16 protein-coding genes and 1 pseudogene are annotated in these 19576 nt (G+C 68.5%); 4 read left to right on the forward strand and 13 right to left on the reverse strand.

Annotation, left to right across the window (positions count from 1 at the left end):
• Positions 1–43 precede the first annotated feature (43 nt).
• The 3 genes from BM362_RS49575 to BM362_RS37135 all read right to left on the reverse strand — a co-directional run bounded on the left by BM362_RS49575 (position 44) and on the right by BM362_RS37135 (position 4106).
• Positions 44–1111 (reverse strand): integrase core domain-containing protein, encoded by a 1068-nt coding sequence (locus BM362_RS49575; RefSeq protein WP_093576314.1) that lies wholly within the window; start codon positions 1109–1111, stop codon positions 44–46.
• 1095 nt (positions 1112–2206) lie between these two features.
• On the reverse strand, positions 2207–3226 hold the full coding sequence (locus BM362_RS37130; RefSeq protein WP_093576316.1) for a ferritin-like domain-containing protein: 1020 nt from the start codon (positions 3224–3226) through the stop codon (positions 2207–2209).
• 535 nt (positions 3227–3761) lie between these two features.
• The gene (locus BM362_RS37135) at positions 3762–4106 is read right to left on the reverse strand and encodes a hypothetical protein (protein WP_093576317.1); all 345 of its coding nucleotides are present in this window, start codon (positions 4104–4106) and stop codon (positions 3762–3764) included.
• Between the two features lie 105 nt (positions 4107–4211).
• On the opposite strand from BM362_RS37135, the gene BM362_RS37140 reads away from it, so the two are divergent.
• Complete coding sequence (locus BM362_RS37140; RefSeq protein ID WP_093576318.1) at positions 4212–5225, forward strand: hypothetical protein; 1014 nt, start codon at positions 4212–4214, stop codon at positions 5223–5225.
• A gap of 46 nt (positions 5226–5271) precedes the next feature.
• Here the strand turns inward: BM362_RS37140 and BM362_RS37145 are convergent, their stop codons facing one another.
• A complete protein-coding gene (locus BM362_RS37145) occupies positions 5272–5490 on the reverse strand; it encodes a hypothetical protein (protein ID WP_093576319.1) in 219 nt (72 codons plus the stop codon).
• Positions 5491–5884: 394 nt separating this feature from the next.
• Here BM362_RS37145 and BM362_RS37150 point away from each other — a divergent pair, with 394 nt between their 5' ends.
• The 3 genes from BM362_RS37150 (at position 5885) to BM362_RS47885 (ending at position 8361) form a co-directional block, all read left to right on the forward strand.
• Positions 5885–6778, forward strand: coding sequence for a hypothetical protein (locus BM362_RS37150; protein ID WP_143132595.1), 894 nt, complete (start codon positions 5885–5887; stop codon positions 6776–6778).
• Between the two features lie 58 nt (positions 6779–6836).
• A complete protein-coding gene (locus BM362_RS37155) occupies positions 6837–8120 on the forward strand; it encodes a hypothetical protein (RefSeq protein ID WP_093576321.1) in 1284 nt (427 codons plus the stop codon).
• 100 nt (positions 8121–8220) lie between these two features.
• Positions 8221–8361 carry a hypothetical protein gene (locus BM362_RS47885; protein ID WP_157904891.1) on the forward strand — a complete coding sequence of 47 codons (141 nt, stop codon included), beginning with the start codon at positions 8221–8223 and terminating at the stop codon, positions 8359–8361.
• A gap of 442 nt (positions 8362–8803) precedes the next feature.
• Here the strand turns inward: BM362_RS47885 and BM362_RS37160 are convergent, their stop codons facing one another.
• The 9 genes and pseudogenes from BM362_RS37160 to BM362_RS37195 form a co-directional block, all read right to left on the reverse strand.
• Complete coding sequence (locus BM362_RS37160) at positions 8804–9523, reverse strand: S1 family peptidase (RefSeq protein WP_093576322.1); 720 nt, start codon at positions 9521–9523, stop codon at positions 8804–8806.
• 1244 nt (positions 9524–10767) lie between these two features.
• Positions 10768–11766, reverse strand: a complete 999-nt coding sequence (locus BM362_RS37165; protein WP_093576323.1) for an FG-GAP repeat domain-containing protein — start codon at positions 11764–11766, stop codon at positions 10768–10770.
• A gap of 88 nt (positions 11767–11854) precedes the next feature.
• Positions 11855–12784 carry a glycoside hydrolase family 6 protein gene (locus BM362_RS37170; RefSeq protein ID WP_167545573.1) on the reverse strand — a complete coding sequence of 310 codons (930 nt, stop codon included), beginning with the start codon at positions 12782–12784 and terminating at the stop codon, positions 11855–11857.
• Complete coding sequence (locus tag BM362_RS49580) at positions 12781–14661, reverse strand: FAD-dependent monooxygenase (protein ID WP_167545574.1); 1881 nt, start codon at positions 14659–14661, stop codon at positions 12781–12783. Before BM362_RS49580 ends, BM362_RS37170 begins: the two co-directional genes overlap by 4 nt.
• Positions 14646–15587 (reverse strand): polyprenyl synthetase family protein, encoded by a 942-nt coding sequence (locus BM362_RS37180; protein ID WP_167545575.1) that lies wholly within the window; start codon positions 15585–15587, stop codon positions 14646–14648. The genes BM362_RS49580 and BM362_RS37180 overlap by 16 nt, the downstream gene beginning before the upstream one ends.
• Complete coding sequence (locus tag BM362_RS37185) at positions 15584–16999, reverse strand: hypothetical protein (protein ID WP_143132596.1); 1416 nt, start codon at positions 16997–16999, stop codon at positions 15584–15586. Before BM362_RS37185 ends, BM362_RS37180 begins: the two co-directional genes overlap by 4 nt.
• 149 nt (positions 17000–17148) lie before the next feature.
• Entirely contained in the window at positions 17149–17673 is a 525-nt protein-coding gene (locus BM362_RS37190; protein WP_143132597.1) for a hypothetical protein, read from the reverse strand.
• A gap of 453 nt (positions 17674–18126) precedes the next feature.
• Complete coding sequence (locus BM362_RS47090) at positions 18127–18648, reverse strand: hypothetical protein (protein WP_143132598.1); 522 nt, start codon at positions 18646–18648, stop codon at positions 18127–18129.
• Between the two features lie 156 nt (positions 18649–18804).
• Positions 18805–19119 (reverse strand): annotated as a pseudogene (locus BM362_RS37195) (penicillin-binding protein); the annotation flags it as partial.
• Between the last annotated feature and the right edge of the window lie 457 nt (positions 19120–19576).

Consider the following 19576-nt stretch of genomic DNA (forward strand, 5'->3'; position numbering starts at 1 on the left):
CTGTAGGGTTCCAAAAGTCAGTCACCGGTCCTGACCAGTAGCTTTACGCGGCCCGTTCGTACTCGCTGATCAGACCTCCGAAGAGCTGTTGTCGCTTGATCCGCTGAGAGCCGAGGTTCGCCACGGGGTGGGTCGGCCGAGGTGGGCGAAGCTCGCGGGAACGATGCGGCCGTCGACCGTTGTAATGCCGGACGTACTCGGCCAACACGGCCCGCAGATGCCGCTCACCCACGATCAACACACGATCAGTGAGCTCGGTCCTGACCGTGAGCACGAACCGCTCGGCGTAGCCGTTCGCCCGCGGGCAACGCGGAGGAATCTTTACCGCCTCGATGCCCACGCCGGCCAGGACAGTGTCGAACGACGCAGTGAACTGGCCAGCCCGGTCGCGGACAAGAAACCTGAACTCGTCGGCTCGATCACCGAGATCCATCACCAGGTTGCGGATCTGCTGCGTAGTCCGCCCCCCGTCCGGATTCGTGGTCATGCCCAGGACGTGCACGTAGCGGCTGCCGACCTCCAGCACGAAGAACACATAGATCCGCTTCAGGGTGAACGCACAGTCGACGTGGAAGAAGTCGCACGCCAGCATCGTCGCCGCCTGCGTGCGTAGGAACCGCAGCCAGGACGTGTCGGTACGCCGGTCCGGCGCGGGAGGTACGCGTGCCCGCTTCAGGATCCGCCGGATCGTCGACGCACCGACCCGATGACCAAGCTTCAGCAGCTCGCCTTGAATCCTCTTGTTGCCCCAGTGGTGGTTCTCGGTGGCCATCCGTTCGACCAGCCCGGTGATCGCCTCGTCGACAGGCGGACGGCCGGCTCGGTGTGGGTAGGTCCACTTCGCGGCGACCAGGCGACGGTGCCAGCGCAGGATCGTGGCCGGGGTGACTAGCCGGTGTGTTCGCAGCGTCTTGGGCAGCAGCCGAACCAACGCAGCGATCACCGTCCGATCAGCCCAGTCCAGACGAGGTTTCGGGTTACCTCGGCGCAGCACAGCCACCTCATGGCGTAACACCAGCAACTCGACATCCTTCGACGCCGACGAGCGCCCAAGCAACACCAGCAGACCCACCAGCCGGAGGAAGATCAGATAGAGCAAACGCAGCGCCATGGCTGGCGATCATGCCCTGCCCATCGAACGCGCCCAGCACCGCAGGTCAGATCCACGAACCGACTTCTGGGACCCCACAGGTTTTCAGACCACAGCCGGGTTCTGGACGTCCACGCTGGTCATCGTCATTCTTTCCGCCGCCCTGTATGCGTCCTTCAAGAAACGCGACTGGCTGTGGTCCGATCAACGCACGGCACGCCGCCTCGCCTGGTGCCTGCCGCGCCCTCGACCAGCACCGCCGGGGAATGCCCGCGGAGCGCATCCAACAGCGTCTCGTGTTCGGCGTCCTGGACTCCGCTCACCAAGAAATTCGCGGTCGGCACAACCGGCCGTCCGCTTCGCATCCTACTCACCTTGCGCCGAACCTCAGATCCCTTTAACGACCGGTCTTTCAACGCCGAGCCGCACATCGCTGTCCCCCGCGCGGGGCGGATTACGTAATGCCCGTATGCCTACCCGCACTGACCCGTAGGAGATTCTGTGGCCCGAGTCGCCCAGAGGCGTCGAACGACCCTTGAGAACGTCGAATGCGCACCGCGCGGCCGGTCGGACCCCGTATTCGGGTGCAGCACCAGAAACCCGCTATGCGATCGTCCCCGGACAATTCGTCAACCGCCGAACCGTTGTCGCGGCACCGGAAAACCGCGCGTTGGAGCAGTGACAGCTGGTAGGCGACGAGGCGGCGGGCCGGTGCCGACGAGCGCGGCCTCGACGACAGGTTCCCCCGCGACGACCAATCCGACGCCGAGGAGAGTCTTCGGCAAGGGCCGGCGATCCTGCCATTCCGCGCTCGTGAACCAGGATCGAATCAAGGACGCGCTCCGAGCAAACCACCAGCAGCTCAGGTGCACCTCGCCGGTCGCGGTCCGAGCTTGCTCGCTCCTGTACTCGCCGAACTGTCGCATGGCGACATCCGCGTCCAGGTGTTCTGCCTCGATCTGGCCGGTGAGCCATTTTCCGCGGAACGAAGGCCTCGTGTGTCAGGACGATCAGCCAAAGCCCGTAGAACGCGGGCCTGGCACCGGAATCCGCCGCGCCGAAGGGCCAAGAAGACACGGAGGACGGCAGCGGTGTCCGGTGCCGGGGTCTGCGGGATCAGTGGGCGGCGCTGGTGTTCACTTCGCCGTTGACGCCCTTGGGGAAGAATCCGCCGGAGGTGGCGGCTTTGCTGGTGAGGTAGACGATGTTGAGGACTTGGCCGGGGCTGCGGCTGTAGGCGATGCCGTTGGCGTCGGCCGGGACGATGTTGGCGTTGCCGCGGTCGTCGATGACGCCCTGGTCGTCGTCGGTCGGGCCGTCGAGGCTGTCGCGGGCGTCGGAGAGTTTGACCGAGGCTTCGCGCAGGTCGTGGCTGAACAGTCCGGTGCCGAGCAGGCCGGTGCCGAGCAGGCCGTCACGCCGGTCGTAGAGCTGGCTGCGGATGTTGCCGGCGTGATAGGCCTCGACCGCGAGGATGCCAGCGGCGGCTTCGAGGTAGGTCTTGTTGGTGATCAGCGGGGCAGCGCCCTTGTAGGCGGTCACGCCGACGTCCTCGAACAGGTACGCGGCGAGCAGGAAATTCTCCTCGCAGGCGAAGGCGTCGAAGCTCTGGCCCTTCTTCACCAGGCCCGCGGCTTGCGCGGCGGCGGTGAAACTGGACTGGAGGTCGATCTGAGGCCGGGACACCGCGGCCCCGCCGAGGGCGCTGCGCAGGAACTGGACATGGTCCTTCTCGTCGCCGGCGATCTCCTGGGCGTACTGGCGCACGGTGCGGGACTCGAACCGCACGGCGCGGCCTCCGGTCACCCCGCCCTGGGCGCCGGTGCCGGTGGCCAGGGAATCCGGCAGCCCGCGGCCGGTGACCGCGTGCAAATAGAACTCCGCTTCGAGGTATTCCAGATTGAGCGCGAAGTTGAGCACCGCGCCGTCGCTCACCTGGGCGGCTTCGGCGGTTTCGGCCATCGGCGCGGCCGAGCGGGCCGACGCCGACGCGGTGCCCGCGGTCAGGCCGCCGAGCGCGCCGGCCCCCACCACCCCGAGTCCGGTCATCCCGGCCGCCCGCAGGAAACGGCGGCGGTCCTGATCGTTCTCCGCGCTCCGGTTGATCATCGACGCGGCATAACGCTTGCCAAACACGGATGAACTCCTTCCCGCCCGCGCGCGAAGGTGCGGGCGTACCCGCCGCCGGCTCCCGACAGCGGGACGGATCGTTCTCGGACTATTCGCATTCGGAGCCCACGCCGGTCTGGATTGGCCGGCCGCCTCTGATCAAGTGAAGAAACCCTCCGGGGCTGGCGAGATTGTCACCCGCCGGCAGGCGACGGCATGGCCGGTATCGGTGACGGTGCGCTCTCGGCTTGGCGGTTCATGACCTGTTTGCGTGGTTTGCCCGCTGGTTCACCGCACAACGCAGCGCCCTGCGCCGCTGCTCCGGGGCCGGTGAACACGTTCGGGGAAAGCACCCGGTTTGCTCCGGGTGCTGGATATTGCCGGCGGGTTGTTCGGGTTCGCCGCAAGCCGTCGAAGAAGAACTACCGCGAACATGCGGCAACCGCGCCGACTCCGTCGTGCCTGACGGCTCGGGTCGGCGGGACAACGACAAGCGGCGGGAGCCGACGACCGTCGAACTGCGGGAAAGACTGCGCTTTGCCCCTCGGCACGAATCGCGTGTTCAGGTTCGCACCGTTCGGCTGATCCCCGCCCCGTCCAAGGCGATCGCGACGTCGATATCCGCGGTGACGACCCGTAGGCCGCAACGGGCGCGCCGGGCCGCTACTGCGGCGTCGCCGAGGGCAGAGGCGAGGGTGTCGCCGTCGCACCGGCAGGCAGTCGCCTCCACAATCACTACGCCGCAACATAATTCGAGCGCTTCGGCGAGTTCGGCCACCAGCGTGTCGACACCTGAGCCGATCAACCGGCCTTCCAGCACGACGGTGATCGTCCCGTCCGCGGCCAGCATCCGGGTCTTCAGCCAGCGTTCCGCCCGCACGGGTGCCCGTACCTCGAGTGCGCTCATGCGTCCCGCCCTTCCGAATTTGCCCGTCCGAATCATTTGACTACCCGCTTACGGTGTTCTTACGCATCGCGACCGGCAGCCGGGAAACCTCTACCGTGAGCGGACATGCGACGACGATGCGCGCTGTTCTCGATCATGGTGCTGGCCACGGCCTGCGGGCCGTCCCCGTCGACCGGCGGACCAGCGCAGCCGCCGCTGCCGCCCGCCGCCGAGCCCGCCGTATCGCCCCCGCTGGGCGCGGTGCCCGCCGGCACGATCGTCAGGGTGGGGCCGCAGCCGGAGGGCATCGTCGCCGACAGCCCCAGCCACCGCGTCGCAGTCGGGATCCGAGACCCCGACCGGCTCGCGCTGCTCGACACAGCCACTGGCCAGGTCACCACCACGGTCGCACTGCCCGGGCACCTGCGGCACCTGCAGCTCGCGGCGCCCGGCGGGCCGGTCCTGGTCCCGGACGAGAACTCGAACCGGCTGCTGACCGTCGCGCTCCCGGACGGCCGGATCACCGGGGAGATCGCCACCGGCCGTTCGCCGCACGACGCCACCCGCGCGGCGAACGGCCGGGTGTTCGCCGCCAACGAGAACGGCCGCAGCCTCGCGGTCACCCAGGACGGCAAGCTGGTGCACACCTTCACCGACGTCACCCAGCCCGCCGGGCTCGCCGCGGCCGGCGATCTGGTCGGCCTCGTCGATGTCCGCCAGAACGATCTGAGCGTCTACGACGCCGCCGCGTTGACCCGCGTCGCGCGACTGCCCGCCGGTGCCGGACCGACCCACGTGGTCGCCGACCGCCGCGGCCGCTTCGCGGTGATCGACACCCGTGGCGGCGCAGTGCTGACCTTCGACCCCGAAGCGCCCGCGCACGCACTGGGCAGGCTTGATCTGCCCGGAACGCCCTACGGCGTGGCCTACGACGCGCGACACGACCAGCTGTGGGTGACCCTGACCGCGAAGAACCAACTGGTCGGCATCACGCTCGCCGGACCCGTTCCGCGCGTGTTCGCCACCATCCCCACCGTGCGCCAGCCCAACACCGTCGCCGTCGACTCCGCCACCGGCACTCGCTACGTCACCGGGACCGCGGACGGGACCGTCGAGATCATCCCTCCTGAGGCCGCATGAGCGCCGCACCCGCGCGACGCCGAGAGCCGGGAACGCGAGTGCCTGTCTATCGCTGGAAGAAACTGCGGCACCCGACGCTGGTGTTGACAGCGCCATTGCCTCCTTTGGGAAAGAAGCCGCCGGAGGCGGCGGCTTTGGCGGTGAGGCAGACGATGTCGAGGACTTGACCGGGGAACGGCTGCAGGCGATGCCGCTTGATGGCGGCTGCGCCTTCGCCGCGCTGGTAGAGCGCGCTGCGGATGTTGCCCGCGCGGCAGGCATCCACCGCGAGAATCCCCGCCGCCTCCAGACAAGTCTTGTTTCCGCGACCTGCGCAGCGTGCGCGGTCCCCGCGGCGAGGCCGGTCATGCCGGTCGCCTCGCCGAAGCGGCACAGCGTTTGCCGAACACGGGCGAACTCCTCCCCTCCCGCACACGTACGGCGCATCCGCACGAGGACGGATCCTTTGTGGACCGTGCGCATTCGAGGCTGGGCCCATCGCGGATTGGTCAAACCTCCGAGCGGCCCGCGGCGAAAACCCGCGCGGGATACCCGCTACTCCGAGGTAGCAAACTCGTTTGAGGGAAAAGAAAAACTTCCGCTCACACCCAATCCGATGACGCCGGCCGCGCCGAAATACGACTGACAGTGAAGTTCACACCAGAAGGGGGGTGAGATGGATGAATACTTCTCTGACGGATGACTCGCCGGCCGGGCAGCCGCTCTTGCTGCGGCTGCTCGTGGTGACCGGTGCGTTGTTCGGGTTCACCCTGCTGGCTCTGGCCGTATCGGGCGCGGCGGACGCGTCCGAGGGTTCGCCACCGCCGGATCGGCCCGGTCTGCTCGACCGGGCGGGCAACACCGTGCACGAGGTGCTCAAGCCCGCCGGACCGGCGCTCAAACCGGTCATGGACACCGCGCATCTCGTGTCGTCACAGGCAGCGCCAGCGGTCAAGGCGGCGACGAGCGGGCTCGAGCCCGTGGTCGCACCGCTGACCCGTCCGGTGCTGCACGCGGCGGAGCCGCTGCTGTCGGCCGTAGGGCCGGTGACCCAGCCGGTGCTGCACGCAGTATCGCCGGTGACCTCGCCGGCCGGGCACGCCACGGCCCCGGTGACCGCACCCGCGGCTCGGGCGGTCGGTGGCGAGCATGCCGCTCCCGCGGTGAGCGGACATCCTGCCGACGGAACGCCTACGGCGTCCGCACCACGCGGCGACGTGAGTTCCCCGCCGGCAGCGCCCGCGGTGCCCAGTACGTCAGCTGCGTTCACGCGGCCGGTCGCACAGCATCCTGCCGTGACGTCCGCCGTCCGGCACGCCGCTGGACACATCGGTTCGGCCGACGCCGGCGTTGCCGGTCCGGAGCCCGGTACCGGTGGCGGCGGGATGCCCGCGGACCTCTCCGGCACGGTCGGGGCGGTATCGGCGAGCGCCGGGAGCGCACACGGCAGCGAGTTCGCCGTGACCGAGTCCGGTTTCGCCGCGCCCGGCACGGACCGGGCCTGGCGGGCTCCGCCGGGCTGGCGTGCGTCGCCGTACTGGCTGGTCTTCTACGGAAACGACCATCCGAGCTGACATTCCCTTTCCGCTTCCAGAAATCCATCAAGGACAGACGGCAAGGAAAGGGAAGTTCATGCACAAGTACGTACGACGCGGCCTGACCGCCGCGTTCATCTCCGGCGGGTTCGTCCTGCTGGGCGGCGCGGTGGCCAGTGCGGACACCGGGAACCCGGGCCCGCTGGGCGGGCTCGGCGGCACGCTGCACTCGGCGGTGGCCGGCGCGACATCGGCGACCGGCGCCGGCGGCAACGGCGGCGACTCGGGCAACGGCGGGAACGCGACCAGCGGCAACAACGCGGTCAGCGGGAACTCCGGCAACTCGGGCAACTCCGGTTCCACCGGGCACAACAGCGCCTACGGCGTCTGTGTCCTGGCCAAGTGCAGCACCTCGGTGACCTCGGGCAACTCCGGGAACACCGGCGCGACCGGCTCAACCGGGAACGTCTCGAACACCAGCACCACCACCGGCGGCAACTCCGGCAACGCCGGAAACGGCGGCTCCGGGACCGCGGCGTCCTCCGGCAAGAACACCGCCGGATCGCACGGCGGCGGGCGCTCCGCGCGCGGCGGGATCGTCGGGGCCCTTGGCTCCGTGACCGGCACCGCGAAGGGCGGCAACGGCGGCGACTCCGGCAACGTCGGAAACGCCACCAGCCACAACAACGCCGTCACCGGGAACTCCGGCGACTCGGGGAACTCGGGCTCCACCGGCGGCAACAGTGCCTACGGCCTGTGCGTGCTGGCCCGGTGCTCCACCTCGGTGTCCTCGGGTGACTCCGGGAACACCGGTGCCACCGGTGCGACCGGGAACGCCTCGAACACCAGCAGCACCATCGGCGGCAACTCCGGTCAAGCGGGCAACGGCGGCGAAGCCACCGTCGTCAGCGACGGCCAGAACGCCGCCACCGCCAACGGCGGCAACAACTGGAACCGGAACCGGCACGACCAGAACGGCCGCACCGGCGTCCTGGGCTCCGTGACCGGCACCGCCGGCGGCGGCAACGGCGGCGACTCCGGCAACGCCGGAAACGCCACCAGCCACAACAACGCCGTCACCGGGAACTCCGGCACCTCGGGCAACTCCGGCTCCACCGGCGGCAACACGGCCGTCGCCTCGGCCCGGGGGCACGAGCACCAGGGCCGCCATCACGACGGCTGGAAGCACGAGCGCACGACGTCGCACACCGCGGTGACCTCGGGCGACTCGGGCGACACCGGCGCCACCGGCTCGACCGGTGACGCGGGCAACACCAGCAGCACCACCGGCGGCAACTCCGGCCAAGCGGGCAACGGCGGCAACGCCGGCGTCATCGCCACGGGCTGGAACACCGTCGCGCACGCCCCGCACACCGTCTGACGGAGCGCGGGACCGCACGGAGCGGGGCATCGGGGATCTTCCCGGTGCCCCGCTCCCATTTCAGCCGGTAGCCGCGCGAGAGGCGAAGAGAGGCCAACGATTGCGACGCACACTCGGCCCGACGACGACAGCGAGTCTGTTCTGGCACGAAACAGCACAGCTGTCCCAGCCCGCGAAGCGCTCGACACAGCGCCGCGACGCGGACAAGCTGCCCGAGAACGACACCGGCAAGCTCGCCTGATATCTGCAGCCCAACGCTGTTCGCCGGCTGGGCCAAGATCAGCACCCGAGACTGTCTCTGCTGGTGCGTCGTCGAGGCATCCTCCACGACTTGATTCGCGCGACGTTCGCCTCTCCTGCCGCGATGACGGCTCAGCACCGGAACCAAGGTTTGTCCTACTGCCCTGTGGACGTGCGGCTCGGCTGGTTTCTCGGCCGCAGTACCGTTCTCGCCGACGGCTTGAGCGCGCGGGGATCGTGAGTGGGCGCGACAGCGACCGAGATCGACAACCTCCCGCGAGGTGCTTCGCCCTCTGCCGACCGCGGAACGAATCACACTTGCTCGGCTCAAGGGCGGTGCCAACGGAAGTGCCTCGGGGACACTCCGTTGACACCGCCTCAGTGGTGATCAGGCAACCCGGCGCGGAGCGCGGCGGAGGAACCGCTACGCGCCGGGCCGGTCGTCACGATCCGATCTGCTGCCGGATCCAGCTCAGGTGCTGGGCGATCCCGGTGTAAAGGGTGCTCGTCGCGCACTCGCCGTTGTTGTCGCCAGGGCCGTGCGTTTCGCCGACCAACGTCCACTTTCCGGCCGTCCCTACGATCGCCGGACCGCCGGAGTCGCCGTGGCAAGCGGAATGCGCGCGGTCTCCGGAAACGCACACGTCTCCCGCACCGCCGCCGCCCGCGTAACAGGAGCTGCTGGGCAGCACCCGCAGATCGATCTGCCGCAGCGTGGCCGGAGTGCCGCAGTTCGGCCAGCTCGTGCAGCCCCAGCCCAGCAACCGGGCGGTCGTGTTCGCGGGCGGGTTGCTCGTGGCCATCGGCACCGGGGCGGCTCGCACCGCCGAAGAAAGGTGCATCAGCGTGAGGTCGGTGCCAGGCTTGGTGATCCGGCGGTCGATGCGGCCGACTTCGCCGCCGGAGTTCTTGTTGACGGAGCCGACGCGGCCTTGCGACGCGCTGCCGCAGTGGTTGGCGGTCACGATCCACTGTGGCGCGACCAGGCTGCCGCCGCAGCCGTTGCTCAGCGAGACCATGAAGCTGTAGGTCTCGGACGCGGTCGTCCCGCCGATGATGTGGGGCTGGGCACCCGGGGTTTGCTGGGCCTGCGCGGCTGCGGGGGCGGCCGCCACGAGAGCGGCCGCGAAAATCCCGAGCGCGGTCGAAAGCACCTTGCGCATGATCGCTCGCAATCAGCGGCTTCGTTGCCGCTTGGTAGTAGGAACGGTCAGGGAACGCCGGGACCCCTGATGCGCGGGCCCGGCACCCAGCACGATGTCCCGGCGTCCCCGGGCGGAACCACCGTCGTCGGTAGGAAGACGAAAGTCGCGGATCGTTCCGGGTCCGAGGCGGTTCGCGGAACACCGGCCAGCCGGTGCTTCCCCGGCACCGGCACGGGATCCCGGGTTGAACAGAGAACGTTCACCACGACCGACCCGCTCGCCGGGCTGGCAAGAAAACCCGGCCGGAACGCCAGCAGGGCCGCACAGCCCCCGGCACGAACCGCCGGAAGGAACGACGCGTGACATCGGAGCCCCGGACAAGCCCGGCTTCGACGGGCGGAGACCGAAAAGATTCTGGGAACAGCTCTACCGCCGGCACCGCGGCAACGCGGAAATCTGGGGCACCCGAGCCAATCCGACCCTCGTCGAAGACACCAGTGACTCGACGAGGGCACCACGCTCGATCTGGCCTGGCATGGCTGGCGGGTCGCCGCGAGCGGGTCGGCTGGCCGGAGAACAGGTACGCACTGGACCGCGCCGACTGGGCGCAGAGGCGCCGAACGGGCCAGGCGGTCGGTCAGACCGCGACCGGCACCGATCCGGCCCTGCGCATCCGCCGGAACGAACCTTGCTCAGAGCCGGTGGCGGATCAGACGTGAGCTGTTGCCGACCACCGCGACCGACGACGCGTTGTGCAGGACCGCCGCCGCGACCGGGGAAAGAGCGCTCCCCAGCTGTACAAAGCCTCAGGGCGAAGACCGACGCACCCCGCTTTCAGCCTACGCCGTGAACGTCACGGCCTCCCCGTCGCCGGGTGCCGACCGGCCGCTGACGACGAGGTGCTCGTCGTCACCCGCTCCCTGACGCCAGCGAACCGAGTCTGCTGGCCGTCGGCGCGCGACAGGCGGCGCCTTCCGCCTGGACACGCTGACGGATCTGTCGTGCAGAGTCAGAACCGCAGGCGATGAGGCAGCTAGGAACGTGGGCCGTTACCGCATAAGTGGAACGCAAGCAGCACGTGGCCGGCGTCGGGTTCCTCCTGCTGCAGTTAGGACGGCGGATTCGCTCGACGCTGGTGAGCTTCGGCTGCCGAGGCCTGTCGATCTTGCAGGTTTCGAACCCCGCCATACCGACGCACCCCATGCCTCCCGTCTGGGAACCGTGCTGTGGTGCGCCCCGATGGGGCGCACCACAGCGCTGCGTCAGAACACCCAGTCGTAGTTCGACCAACCGGATTTGATCAGCTGGCCGGTGGCGGCGTTGAACACCGTTTCGGGCTTCGCCGGGTTCCACACTCCGGAGTGGAGGACTCCCCGCAACTCGCCGGACGCGGTGAGCCGGGCGGCGAAGTCGGGGTAGTCATCGTGGTTGAAGTCGGGGAACAGGATGTGGTCGGCCGTGTTCATTCCCGACCCGATGATTTTGAACCATTTGGCGACGGGCTTCCCGCTGGAGTCGACGTCGGCGAAGAGGTCGAGCATCCACAGGGTTCCGTCGGACATCGTGATGAGGATGTCCTTGAAGTAGTCGCCAGTCAGATCGGCCAGCTGGATGCCGGTCACGTAGTCCGCGGCGGTCAGCAGCTGACCGCGGTAGCTGTAGGACGGCTTGCCGTTGACCATTCCGTCGTTGACGTAGAGGTCGATCGCCTTCGTGCTGGCCTTCTTGATGATGATGTCGGCGCGGCCGTCCGGCTCGAGCGGGTTTTTCGGGTCGCTGCCGACGAAGTCCGCCAAGCAGATCGGCGAACCCGGAGTGAAGCCTGAGATGAACGACGCGTCGGCGCTGAGCTGGGGCGCCCCGGCAACGGTGCCCTGGTTGTACGCGGCGTACATCACGCCGGCGCTGTCGATGCTCGCGACGTCGTTGCGGCCGTCTCCGTTGAGGTCGCCTTGGCCGAACCACACCCGGTCCGGAGTCGATGCCCGGATCTGGGTGGGGCCGGCGAGGGTGGCGGCACCGTCGAGGCTTCCGCTTCCCGCGAAGACGTCCAGCCGGGTGGTGACGCGGTCTCTCGCGATGACGTCGTCGATCCCGTCGCCGGTCAGATCGTTGGCGGACGAGGTGATCGCCGCACGGCTCTTCGCGGGGCGGCTTTCTGGTGCCGCAGCATCGTCGCGAGTGCCGGTCCGATGCTCGGCACGGCGGTCTTGTGCGGGGAACCTTGAGCGGTCGCGCTGGTCGTCACCAGCGTGGAACACAGCAGTCCGGCAGTGACCATTCCGGCCAGCAGCGGTCTCTTCGTGGTGCGTTTCATGATCGTCTCCCCCAATTCGTGGTGTGGGCGGACTACCCGGTCAGCTGGCGAGCCAGATCCGGGACGAATTCGCCCGCTCGCGAGGCGGGCGCGGCTCCGCAGGGACCGTCGGAGACCCCTGGGACGGTGAGCCAGGCTTGCTGAAGTGCGCCCGGCTGGTCGGACAGCACCGAGTCCGGCCCGATCCGGGCACCGGCGGGATTGCAGGTCCCGGTGACGACGGCACCGTTGCGGGAGCTGTCAGCCAGAAGGAAATAGTCGCTTCGGCCGGTCGCGGCGGCAAGGGCGTCGTGGAGTTTCCGGGCGGGCCCGGCCAGCTGTGCGGCCGGCGTGTAGTCGCCGACGCCGAAGGTGACGCCGGCGGCCTGCGCTACCCCGGAAGAAATCAACCACGCACGCTGCTCATCCACCGTTCCACCTGCTGACACGTCCAAGAACACGAACGCGTTGGGTGCCTCAGCGCGGAGTTGCCGCACCGACGCGTTCAGGTAGCGGGTGACACCCGCGGTGTCCGCGCATTGTCCGCCCAGCAGGCGGGGCTCGAGCACCACGATCGCTTTGCCGTCGCCGAGGCCGCGCGCGAGGTCGCCGACGGCGGGCGAACGCTCGGCGGGACAAACACCAGGCTCGGTGAACGCCGCGACGAGCATCGGCATCCAACGTTGTTTCGCCGCCTGGGCCAGGTAGTCGCGGACGCGCTGGCTCAGGTCCACGTCAGCCGCGGTGAATCGGTGGGCGACTGGGGTGTAGGCGATGTCGCGCTGGATCGGTTCGAAGGCTGGCGACTTGCCACCAGCGTTCTGGCGCGTCCATATCGCGGCTGGGCTTTCGGGATCACGAGCTAGCCGGAACGTGCCGGCGAGCAGGCGCGACGCAGGTGGCGGACCCGCTTCGCCGGGCAGATCGACACATCCGCCCACGAGCAGCAGCACTGCCAGCAAGATCGGTCCCAGCCGGTTCACCGCGCCGCCTCCTCGTCCACACCGGGGACCGGATTGGCGAGCGAACGCGCGAAATAGCGCAGCACTCGCTCGCATCGCGCCGGCACCGCCTTCGCGACCGACTCGTCGACCGCACGGAGTTCTCCCGCGATGGTCTCATCGAGTTTTTCCGCCAGAACGTTTCTCCGGGCCCGCATCTCGTTCTCGCTCAACCGTCCGAATCGAACTGGCAACCCGGTGAGGCGCGCGGCTAACGCGCCGGTCAATGTGGTGTCCAGCCTTCCTTGCCGCTCAAGCAGCAACGCCCGGTCCTCGGCAAGGAGGAAAAGCCTGCCGCACGTGCGTCCGAACCGGCGCAATACGTCGACTGTCGCGTCATCCGAGCCCGCCGCATAAGCGCCGAGGCGAGCCGGGAATTCGAATAAAGTCTCGAACAGCGCCTCCGCCTTGTGTTCCGCCCGAAGCGCGACGAGCGAGGCCAGCCAGGCCGCGAAAGCCGCGGACAGGTCTGGTCGCGCAGTGGTCAGGACGTCGGTCGCTGTCGCCAGCAGGTAGTCCGCGGCCATCACCGAGGAGGCATAACGCCAGTCCACGCCACGGCACGGAGCGCTCGCCTCCCCGGCCGGAACGCTGTGCGCGAGTGCGCCAAGAAGGGCCAGTTCGATCGCAGCGGCCACTGGCGCCTGGCGCACATCGGGATGGTCGCCCGCCGCCATCAACGCGCCTGCGAACAACGCAGAGGGCCGGATGCCCCGGTGAAGACCATCGCGGCCGCCAAGCGTGTGCATCGCTAACAGCGGCCATTCGTCACCGATCCTGCGGACAGCCACTTCATTGCAGGCCATGGTGAACGGGGCGAGGTACAGGCGCACAGGATCGGCCGGTTCTCGCCGAGCCCGGAGAGCGTCGTGTGCCATCGCGCCGCCGAAAAGGACCGCACGATGGCTCTGCCGGAAGAACGGATGCTCCGAGGACGCCGAACTCGACAGGATTCGCCAGGCCAGGTGGTAGTGCCGGATCGCGTGCCGGGCGGTGTGGAAGTAGCCGACGAAGGAAGCCCGGAGCCCTGCCTGGTAGGCATCGCTGACCCGCGACGGATCTTTTCGATGGCGAGCGACCGCCTCAGCTGCGATCTCCGCGCTGCGAATCGCGTAGGAGATCCCGTCGCCGGTGAACGGGTTGACTAGTCCTGCCGCCTCGCCTGCTGCAAGAGCACCGTCTCGGATCGCGTTCTCCGGCGCGAAACCTGCGTTGACCGGATAGACCGTCAACGGACTGACCGCGACCGCTGCGGCCATCCGCGGGTCAGCCGAGCGCACGGCGGACTCGATGCGGTCTCCGGCGAGCGGCCGGGACGACATGGTGGTCACGGACACCGTCGCCGTCCCGGGTGCGCCCGAAACCGGAACCACGCGGACGACCACAGGGGCCGCCCGTGGGTTCTCGTCGTCCGGTTGGGTCAGGTGGGTAACCACAGTGCCTTCGACGGAGCAGTTCCGCCAGGTTCCGGTGACTGTCCACCCGTGTCCCGGCCGCTCGCTGTGCGGCGGCGCACCGGTCGCGTCGACCACCAGCCCGGGTATGTCTTCGTCGGGCACTGCGGTGGCGATGACGGCACCGGCGGCTACCGCGGCTTCCCGCAACGACTCGACCAGCGTGCGATATGAGCAGATGACCATGTTTGAGCGGCCGAAGTCCCGCGGCGCTTCACCGCCGAACGAAAGCAGCAGGCGGCTCGTCCCCGCGGCGGAAGCAGGTGCCACGGGCTGTTCGACCACCATCTGGTGGTCAGGTCCGGTCCTGGGCCGCTCCACCAGCAGGACGTCGAAGCCGGACGCGGCGAGGAGCCGCGCCGCGGTGCAGCCTGCCGGACCGGCCCCCTTCACGAGAACATCCATACCGCGTCGGTCACCTCCCGCAGCCTCTTTCCGGCGGCCTCGTGTTCGAACGGGCGAAGTGCCGCGAACGCTGACTCCCGATGGCGGCGGGCTTCGCCGATCGCGTGGTCCAGGCCGCCGGACGCGACGACCAGCTCGCGGATTCGCCGCACCGCGGTCGCGTCCATTTCCGGGGCGAGCAGCAACGGCTCAAGCTCGGCGGGACGGACGCGCAAGGCGTGCAGCGTCGGCAGCCCGTAGAGGCCGAGTTTGTGGTCTGTGCCCGCGGGTTTCCCCGAATCGCCGGGCAGGAAGTCCTTGCAGTCGTCTTGGATCTGGAAGCACACGCCGATCTCCGTGGCGAACGCCGCGACCGCGGTGACGAACGAGCTGTCGCGGCCAGCACTTCCGGCACCGAGGACACAACTGAGCACGAACAGCTCGCCGGTCTTCTTGACCACCATCGCCACGTAGTCCTCGGCGTCGAGTTCGGTGTCGTACGCCCGCTCCACGTCCATCATCTGGCCCAGCGCCAGATTCGCGCTGCACCTGCTGACGGCGGCCGCGGTGCGCGGCCCGAGGTCGGCGGCTTCTTGCCCCACCAGGGCGACGCAGGCAGTGCCGGCCAAGAGCGCGACGTCGGCTCCCTCCCGCTCGTGCGCGCTCGGCAGACCACGCCGGGTCGCGGCGCGATCCACCACGTCGTCGTGGACCAGCGACGCGAGGTGCAGCAGCTCGACGAGCGCGCCGAGGCGCACCAGCTCCGAACGCCGGGCAGAACTCCCCGCGGCCGCGGCCTCCACCAGGGCGGCCCTGATCCCCTTGCCCGGCCGCTGGACCAAAGGCGCCACCGCCGGACGCAGCACCCTGGGCAAGTCTTCGGTCAGCTCGAGGAGTCTCAACCGGACGGATGCGGGGAAGTCCGTCGTCCGCTCGAAATTCGTCACCGCGGGCGATGCTCGGCCCCGTAGAGCGATCCGAGCGCCCGAATGGTCGGCACCGCGGCCGTCGTGTCCCAGACTTTGTTGAACACGTCGGTGCGGTTCATGAACGCCACCAGCTGCTGGTGGTTCATTCCCTCGGTCTGGCGGACGAGCGAGGTGAACAGATCGTTGGTCGCGTTCGTCTCCTCAGCAGTCATCCGGCCCTGCAGCGACGCCAGCCCCAGCGCGGCGTCGTCGATGTTCTCCCGGGTCACCACAAGACCCGGCCGATCAGGGTTCGCCAGCGCGGAGTCGACGAAGTTCCGGTACTTGTCGTACATGCTCGCCGCGCCCGCCTTCTCGCTCGGCGACGCCTCGATTCCCTGCGTGCGGTCCAGGATCACGCCGTTGTTCAGGTAGAACAGCTGGGTCAGGAAGTTGCCCGTCGTGCTCGAAGCCATGAACTGGTCGCGAACGCGGTCAGCGAGCGGGATGTCGTTCTCCAGCGGCAGGTCGTACATGGACGCGACCGCGCCGGTCACCTCGCATTTGCTGAGGCCGAGATCGATCGGCAGCCGGGTGTCGCCGTCGCCGCCGAGCCGGATCGTGGAGCCGGAGTCGCCCGGCCAGCCGAACCGGGGAACGCCGACGAGATCGGTGAACCACGCGATCCGCATGCCCCCGTTGATGTTCATGAACACCGGGAACTTCATGTTGATCGCGTGGATGCGGGACGACGCGTAACCGCTCCGTGCGCCGACCTTCTCCACCGGGGCATTGAGGTCCGGAGGGCCGGGCACGTAAATGGCTTCCGCAGTCAGCAGGTCGGCGCCGACCTCGGTCAACGTGTTGTCGATCTTCGCCGAGACGCTGTAGAAGTTCGTCGGATCGGCCGCGAAGAACAATCCGACGCAGGGGTGGTCGGCGCTGTAGGGCTCCATCAGGTCTTCCGCGACCGCGACGGTCACCTGTTTGGCCTCGGCCTCGGACAGCCGCGCCAGAGCGGCGTCCGTGATATTCGGCTTGGTCACCCCGAACGTGTAAGGCACGAACCGCGTGACGTTGGCGACCGTGTCCGCCGCTTTCCCGGTGAACGGCTGGGTAATCGCCTGTCCGATCGAGGTGCTGGAGTTGTTCAAGACGAGCACGTGGTTGTTCGACAGGATGCTCGGCCAGCCGTCCTTGAGGTCCCGGACGATCGCGCCGAGGCTGCCGTAACCGTTCATCGCGATGTTGCTGATCTGGCCGCCCTGGCGCACCGGCCGGTACCTGCCGGTGATCGTCGCCGGCGCGTCCGGGTCGAATGTCGTCGTGCCGCCCAGCATGAAGGGACCGGCTTCGACCACGTCGACACCGTGGTTCACCCCGTCGACGTTCACCTGCCTCGGCAGCAGATCCTCTTGCAAGAGGAGCGCGGGCGAACGTTTCTTTGTCACAAAGGCAACGATTACGGGCTCGTCGGTTGTCTCGCCGTTGCGGATGCGGTAAGCCACGCCTGCGCCGTTGAAACCCCGCCGCTGCGCGAATCCGCGGATCAGGTCGTCGCGACCCTGCTGCAGTCGATTGTGGGCCTGCCGGGAGAACGTCATCTCGCTCCTGCCTCTCTCCCGCGCGCCGGCATCGCGGCGAACCTGCGTGCGTAGTCCAGCCACAACTCCGCCGCGGGCCGCTGACCCGGTTCGAACCGGGACGAGATCGTCGCAATCGCAGCAGAGACCACGGCCAGCAGTCCGCGGACCTGAGCGGAACTCGCGGCCGCCCGGCCGAAGGCCCGGACGACCGTTTCCTCGTCGTCCCGCACCGACAGCATCGTCCGCACCTGAGCAAGACCGTCGACGAGATCGCCGCGGACGTCGTCGCTCATCCGCGAAAGCACCTGCTGCAAACGCTTTTTGGTGACCCGCTGCTTCGCAGTCCCCAGCTCGTCGAACGCGGGAAAGGCGACCGGGAGAACCGCGACCGTGCCCGCGACGTGCAAAAGCAATTCCTCGTCGGAATCGTGCGAGGTCAAGGGCGCCGCGGCAGCGGTCGGCACCACACCGACGACGGACACCGCGGCGGCTGCGACAGTGCCCGCGAGCACTGTTCGCCGCGCGACCCGCTCCGCCATGGCGCCGGCGGCAGAGCGCGAAAGACCCGAATAACGCGGAAACACAGCTTCCTCCTTGGACTCCGTCGTCGCCTCCGGTGCGTCGAACGCACGCTCCCCAGTCCCCCCAGGGCGGATGCGAAATCCTTTCACCACGCTAACCGCCGGACTACGGCGCCGGAACCGGCTGACCGGGTGACCTCCAGGCGGAGCAACGGGCGGAATTCAGCAGGTCGATCGCTGGGTTGCCGATACCGGAAAGGAGTCTCACGAAGGATCTTCGGCGTGATGACAACGACTCAGAGAAGCGTCGGAAGCGCGGTTGATGGGTTGGTCCAATTCGACCCTTGCGGTTTCGGTTAGATCGTGCCTTCCAGCAGCGGCCGGATTTCTCCGAAGGTCGCCGGGTGCCCGTGGTCAGCGCTTCACTCCGCCCGGCCTTCTCCCGAGGCAGGTGGTGGGTAGTCGCGACGGTCATGGAGGTGTGGGCACGTGCGGTCTTGGTCGCGAGGCACCGTACGCCAGACCCTGCGCGCTGCGGCGCGACGTAGGGATCAGGGTCTTCGCCGCGCTCAGTGCGCATGCTCGGCTGCCACGTATGCGCTCGGCCATCGCGCGCTCGTAGGCGGGAAGGCACGCTCGTAGTCGCCACCCCGCTCGGGCCAGCTCCCCGGCGAGGACGTACGCGCCGATAATGCCCAGTGTGATGCTGCCGCCTACGGCTGGTCTTAAGGCGTATCCGATCGCAGTGTCGGCCGCACGCACATTATCCAGTTCTCGAACCCAGTAGACGATGAAAGAGCCGTCCGCGTCGTCCGTGGAGAAATCAGCCAGATTCGTCCCGTCTCTCAGGAGGGCGGTGGTGGCGATCGCGTTCGGTTGGATGGGCACGAAGCGGTCCATCCCGGCTTTCGCTGTTCTGCGGATGACGACGGCGGGGACCTCGGCCCCGGTCACCTCGACGAGACCGTTGCCTCCGTTGGTAAAGATTTGCATCTCGCCGAAGAACGCGTCGTCGGCGGTAGTGGTTTCGGACGAGCTTCATCAGCTCGCTTTCTCTGGCTCGTTTTCGGGAGCCAATGAGAGAGTCACCGACGCGGCGCCGCGCCGCGTCCGGGGCATTGTTCGGCCGGTTGTGGGCGGACACGGCGGTCAGCGTGCGCGTTCGTACCGAGGATCAGCTGGCGGAAGGGCTAGCGGCGGTTGGCCGTCGAGGATGGCTTTCATGGCGGTGTAGAAGGTGCGAGCGGGTGTTTTGCCGCCGAACATGGTGCCCTTGCCGCAGGCGAAGACGTTGCCGGGACCACCGTCGCAGAGGCCGCCGTTGCCGCCTTGCGGGAGGAACACCATGGCAGCGCCGGCGAGTTGGGACGTGCCGCCGACGAACGTCGCGGACGCGTTGTTCTGAGTCGTTCCGGTCTTGCCGATCACCGGCCGGGTCCATCCGGCGGCTGCCGCGGAGGTGCCTGTCCTGGTCGAAAATGCCGTCGCCGGCTGCGAGCTGGGGATTCAGGCGGCCGGTAGGTAGTCGTTGAGTAGTCCTGCAAGGCGTCGTGTGCGCTTGACCCGGTCCGGTGGGGTGGGCAATGGGACCACGTTCGGGTCGTCATCGGGTGCTCGTAATCCGATGCCGTGGCCTTGGTGGCTGCGGCCAGCGTTGTAGTGCTCGACGTACGCCTCAAGCACGTGGCTGAGGTGGTTAGGACTCCAGCTGTAGTTCGTGATCGGCTGGGCGTGATCGGTGACGTAGGCGTGGCGGCCACGCGATCATGGGTGTTTGTGAGGACAACTCAAGATCGTGTGGTGGCCGCGGCTGCCAGCGTGGACCCCCGTGGTGTGGCGGGCGGTGCTGGGTGAGGCGTTCGCCCGGATCGCGGGCCGGTTCGGGCGTGTCGTGGCCCGCCGCCGCGCGGCGAGGTTCGTG

The organism is Amycolatopsis rubida, from assembly GCF_900115345.1.
GTDB classification, from domain to species: domain Bacteria; phylum Actinomycetota; class Actinomycetes; order Mycobacteriales; family Pseudonocardiaceae; genus Amycolatopsis; species Amycolatopsis rubida.

Bases quoted from the DNA above. Each gene is read 5' to 3' on its own strand.
- BM362_RS49575 (WP_093576314.1), bottom strand. From the start codon at position 1,111: ATGGCGCTGCGTTTGCTCTATCTGATCTTCCTCCGGCTGGTGGGTCTG.
- BM362_RS37135 (WP_093576317.1), bottom strand. From the start codon at position 4,106: ATGAGCGCACTCGAGGTACGGGCACCCGTGCGGGCGGAACGCTGGCTG.
- BM362_RS47090 (WP_143132598.1), bottom strand. From the start codon at position 18,648: ATGCAAATCTTTACCAACGGAGGCAACGGTCTCGTCGAGGTGACCGGG.
- BM362_RS37140 (WP_093576318.1), top strand. From the start codon at position 4,212: ATGCGACGACGATGCGCGCTGTTCTCGATCATGGTGCTGGCCACGGCC.
- BM362_RS37150 (WP_143132595.1), top strand. From the start codon at position 5,885: ATGAATACTTCTCTGACGGATGACTCGCCGGCCGGGCAGCCGCTCTTG.
- BM362_RS37155 (WP_093576321.1), top strand. From the start codon at position 6,837: ATGCACAAGTACGTACGACGCGGCCTGACCGCCGCGTTCATCTCCGGC.
- BM362_RS37160 (WP_093576322.1), bottom strand. From the start codon at position 9,523: ATGCGCAAGGTGCTTTCGACCGCGCTCGGGATTTTCGCGGCCGCTCTC.
- BM362_RS49580 (WP_167545574.1), bottom strand. From the start codon at position 14,661: ATGGATGTTCTCGTGAAGGGGGCCGGTCCGGCAGGCTGCACCGCGGCG.
- BM362_RS37190 (WP_143132597.1), bottom strand. From the start codon at position 17,673: ATGGCGGAGCGGGTCGCGCGGCGAACAGTGCTCGCGGGCACTGTCGCA.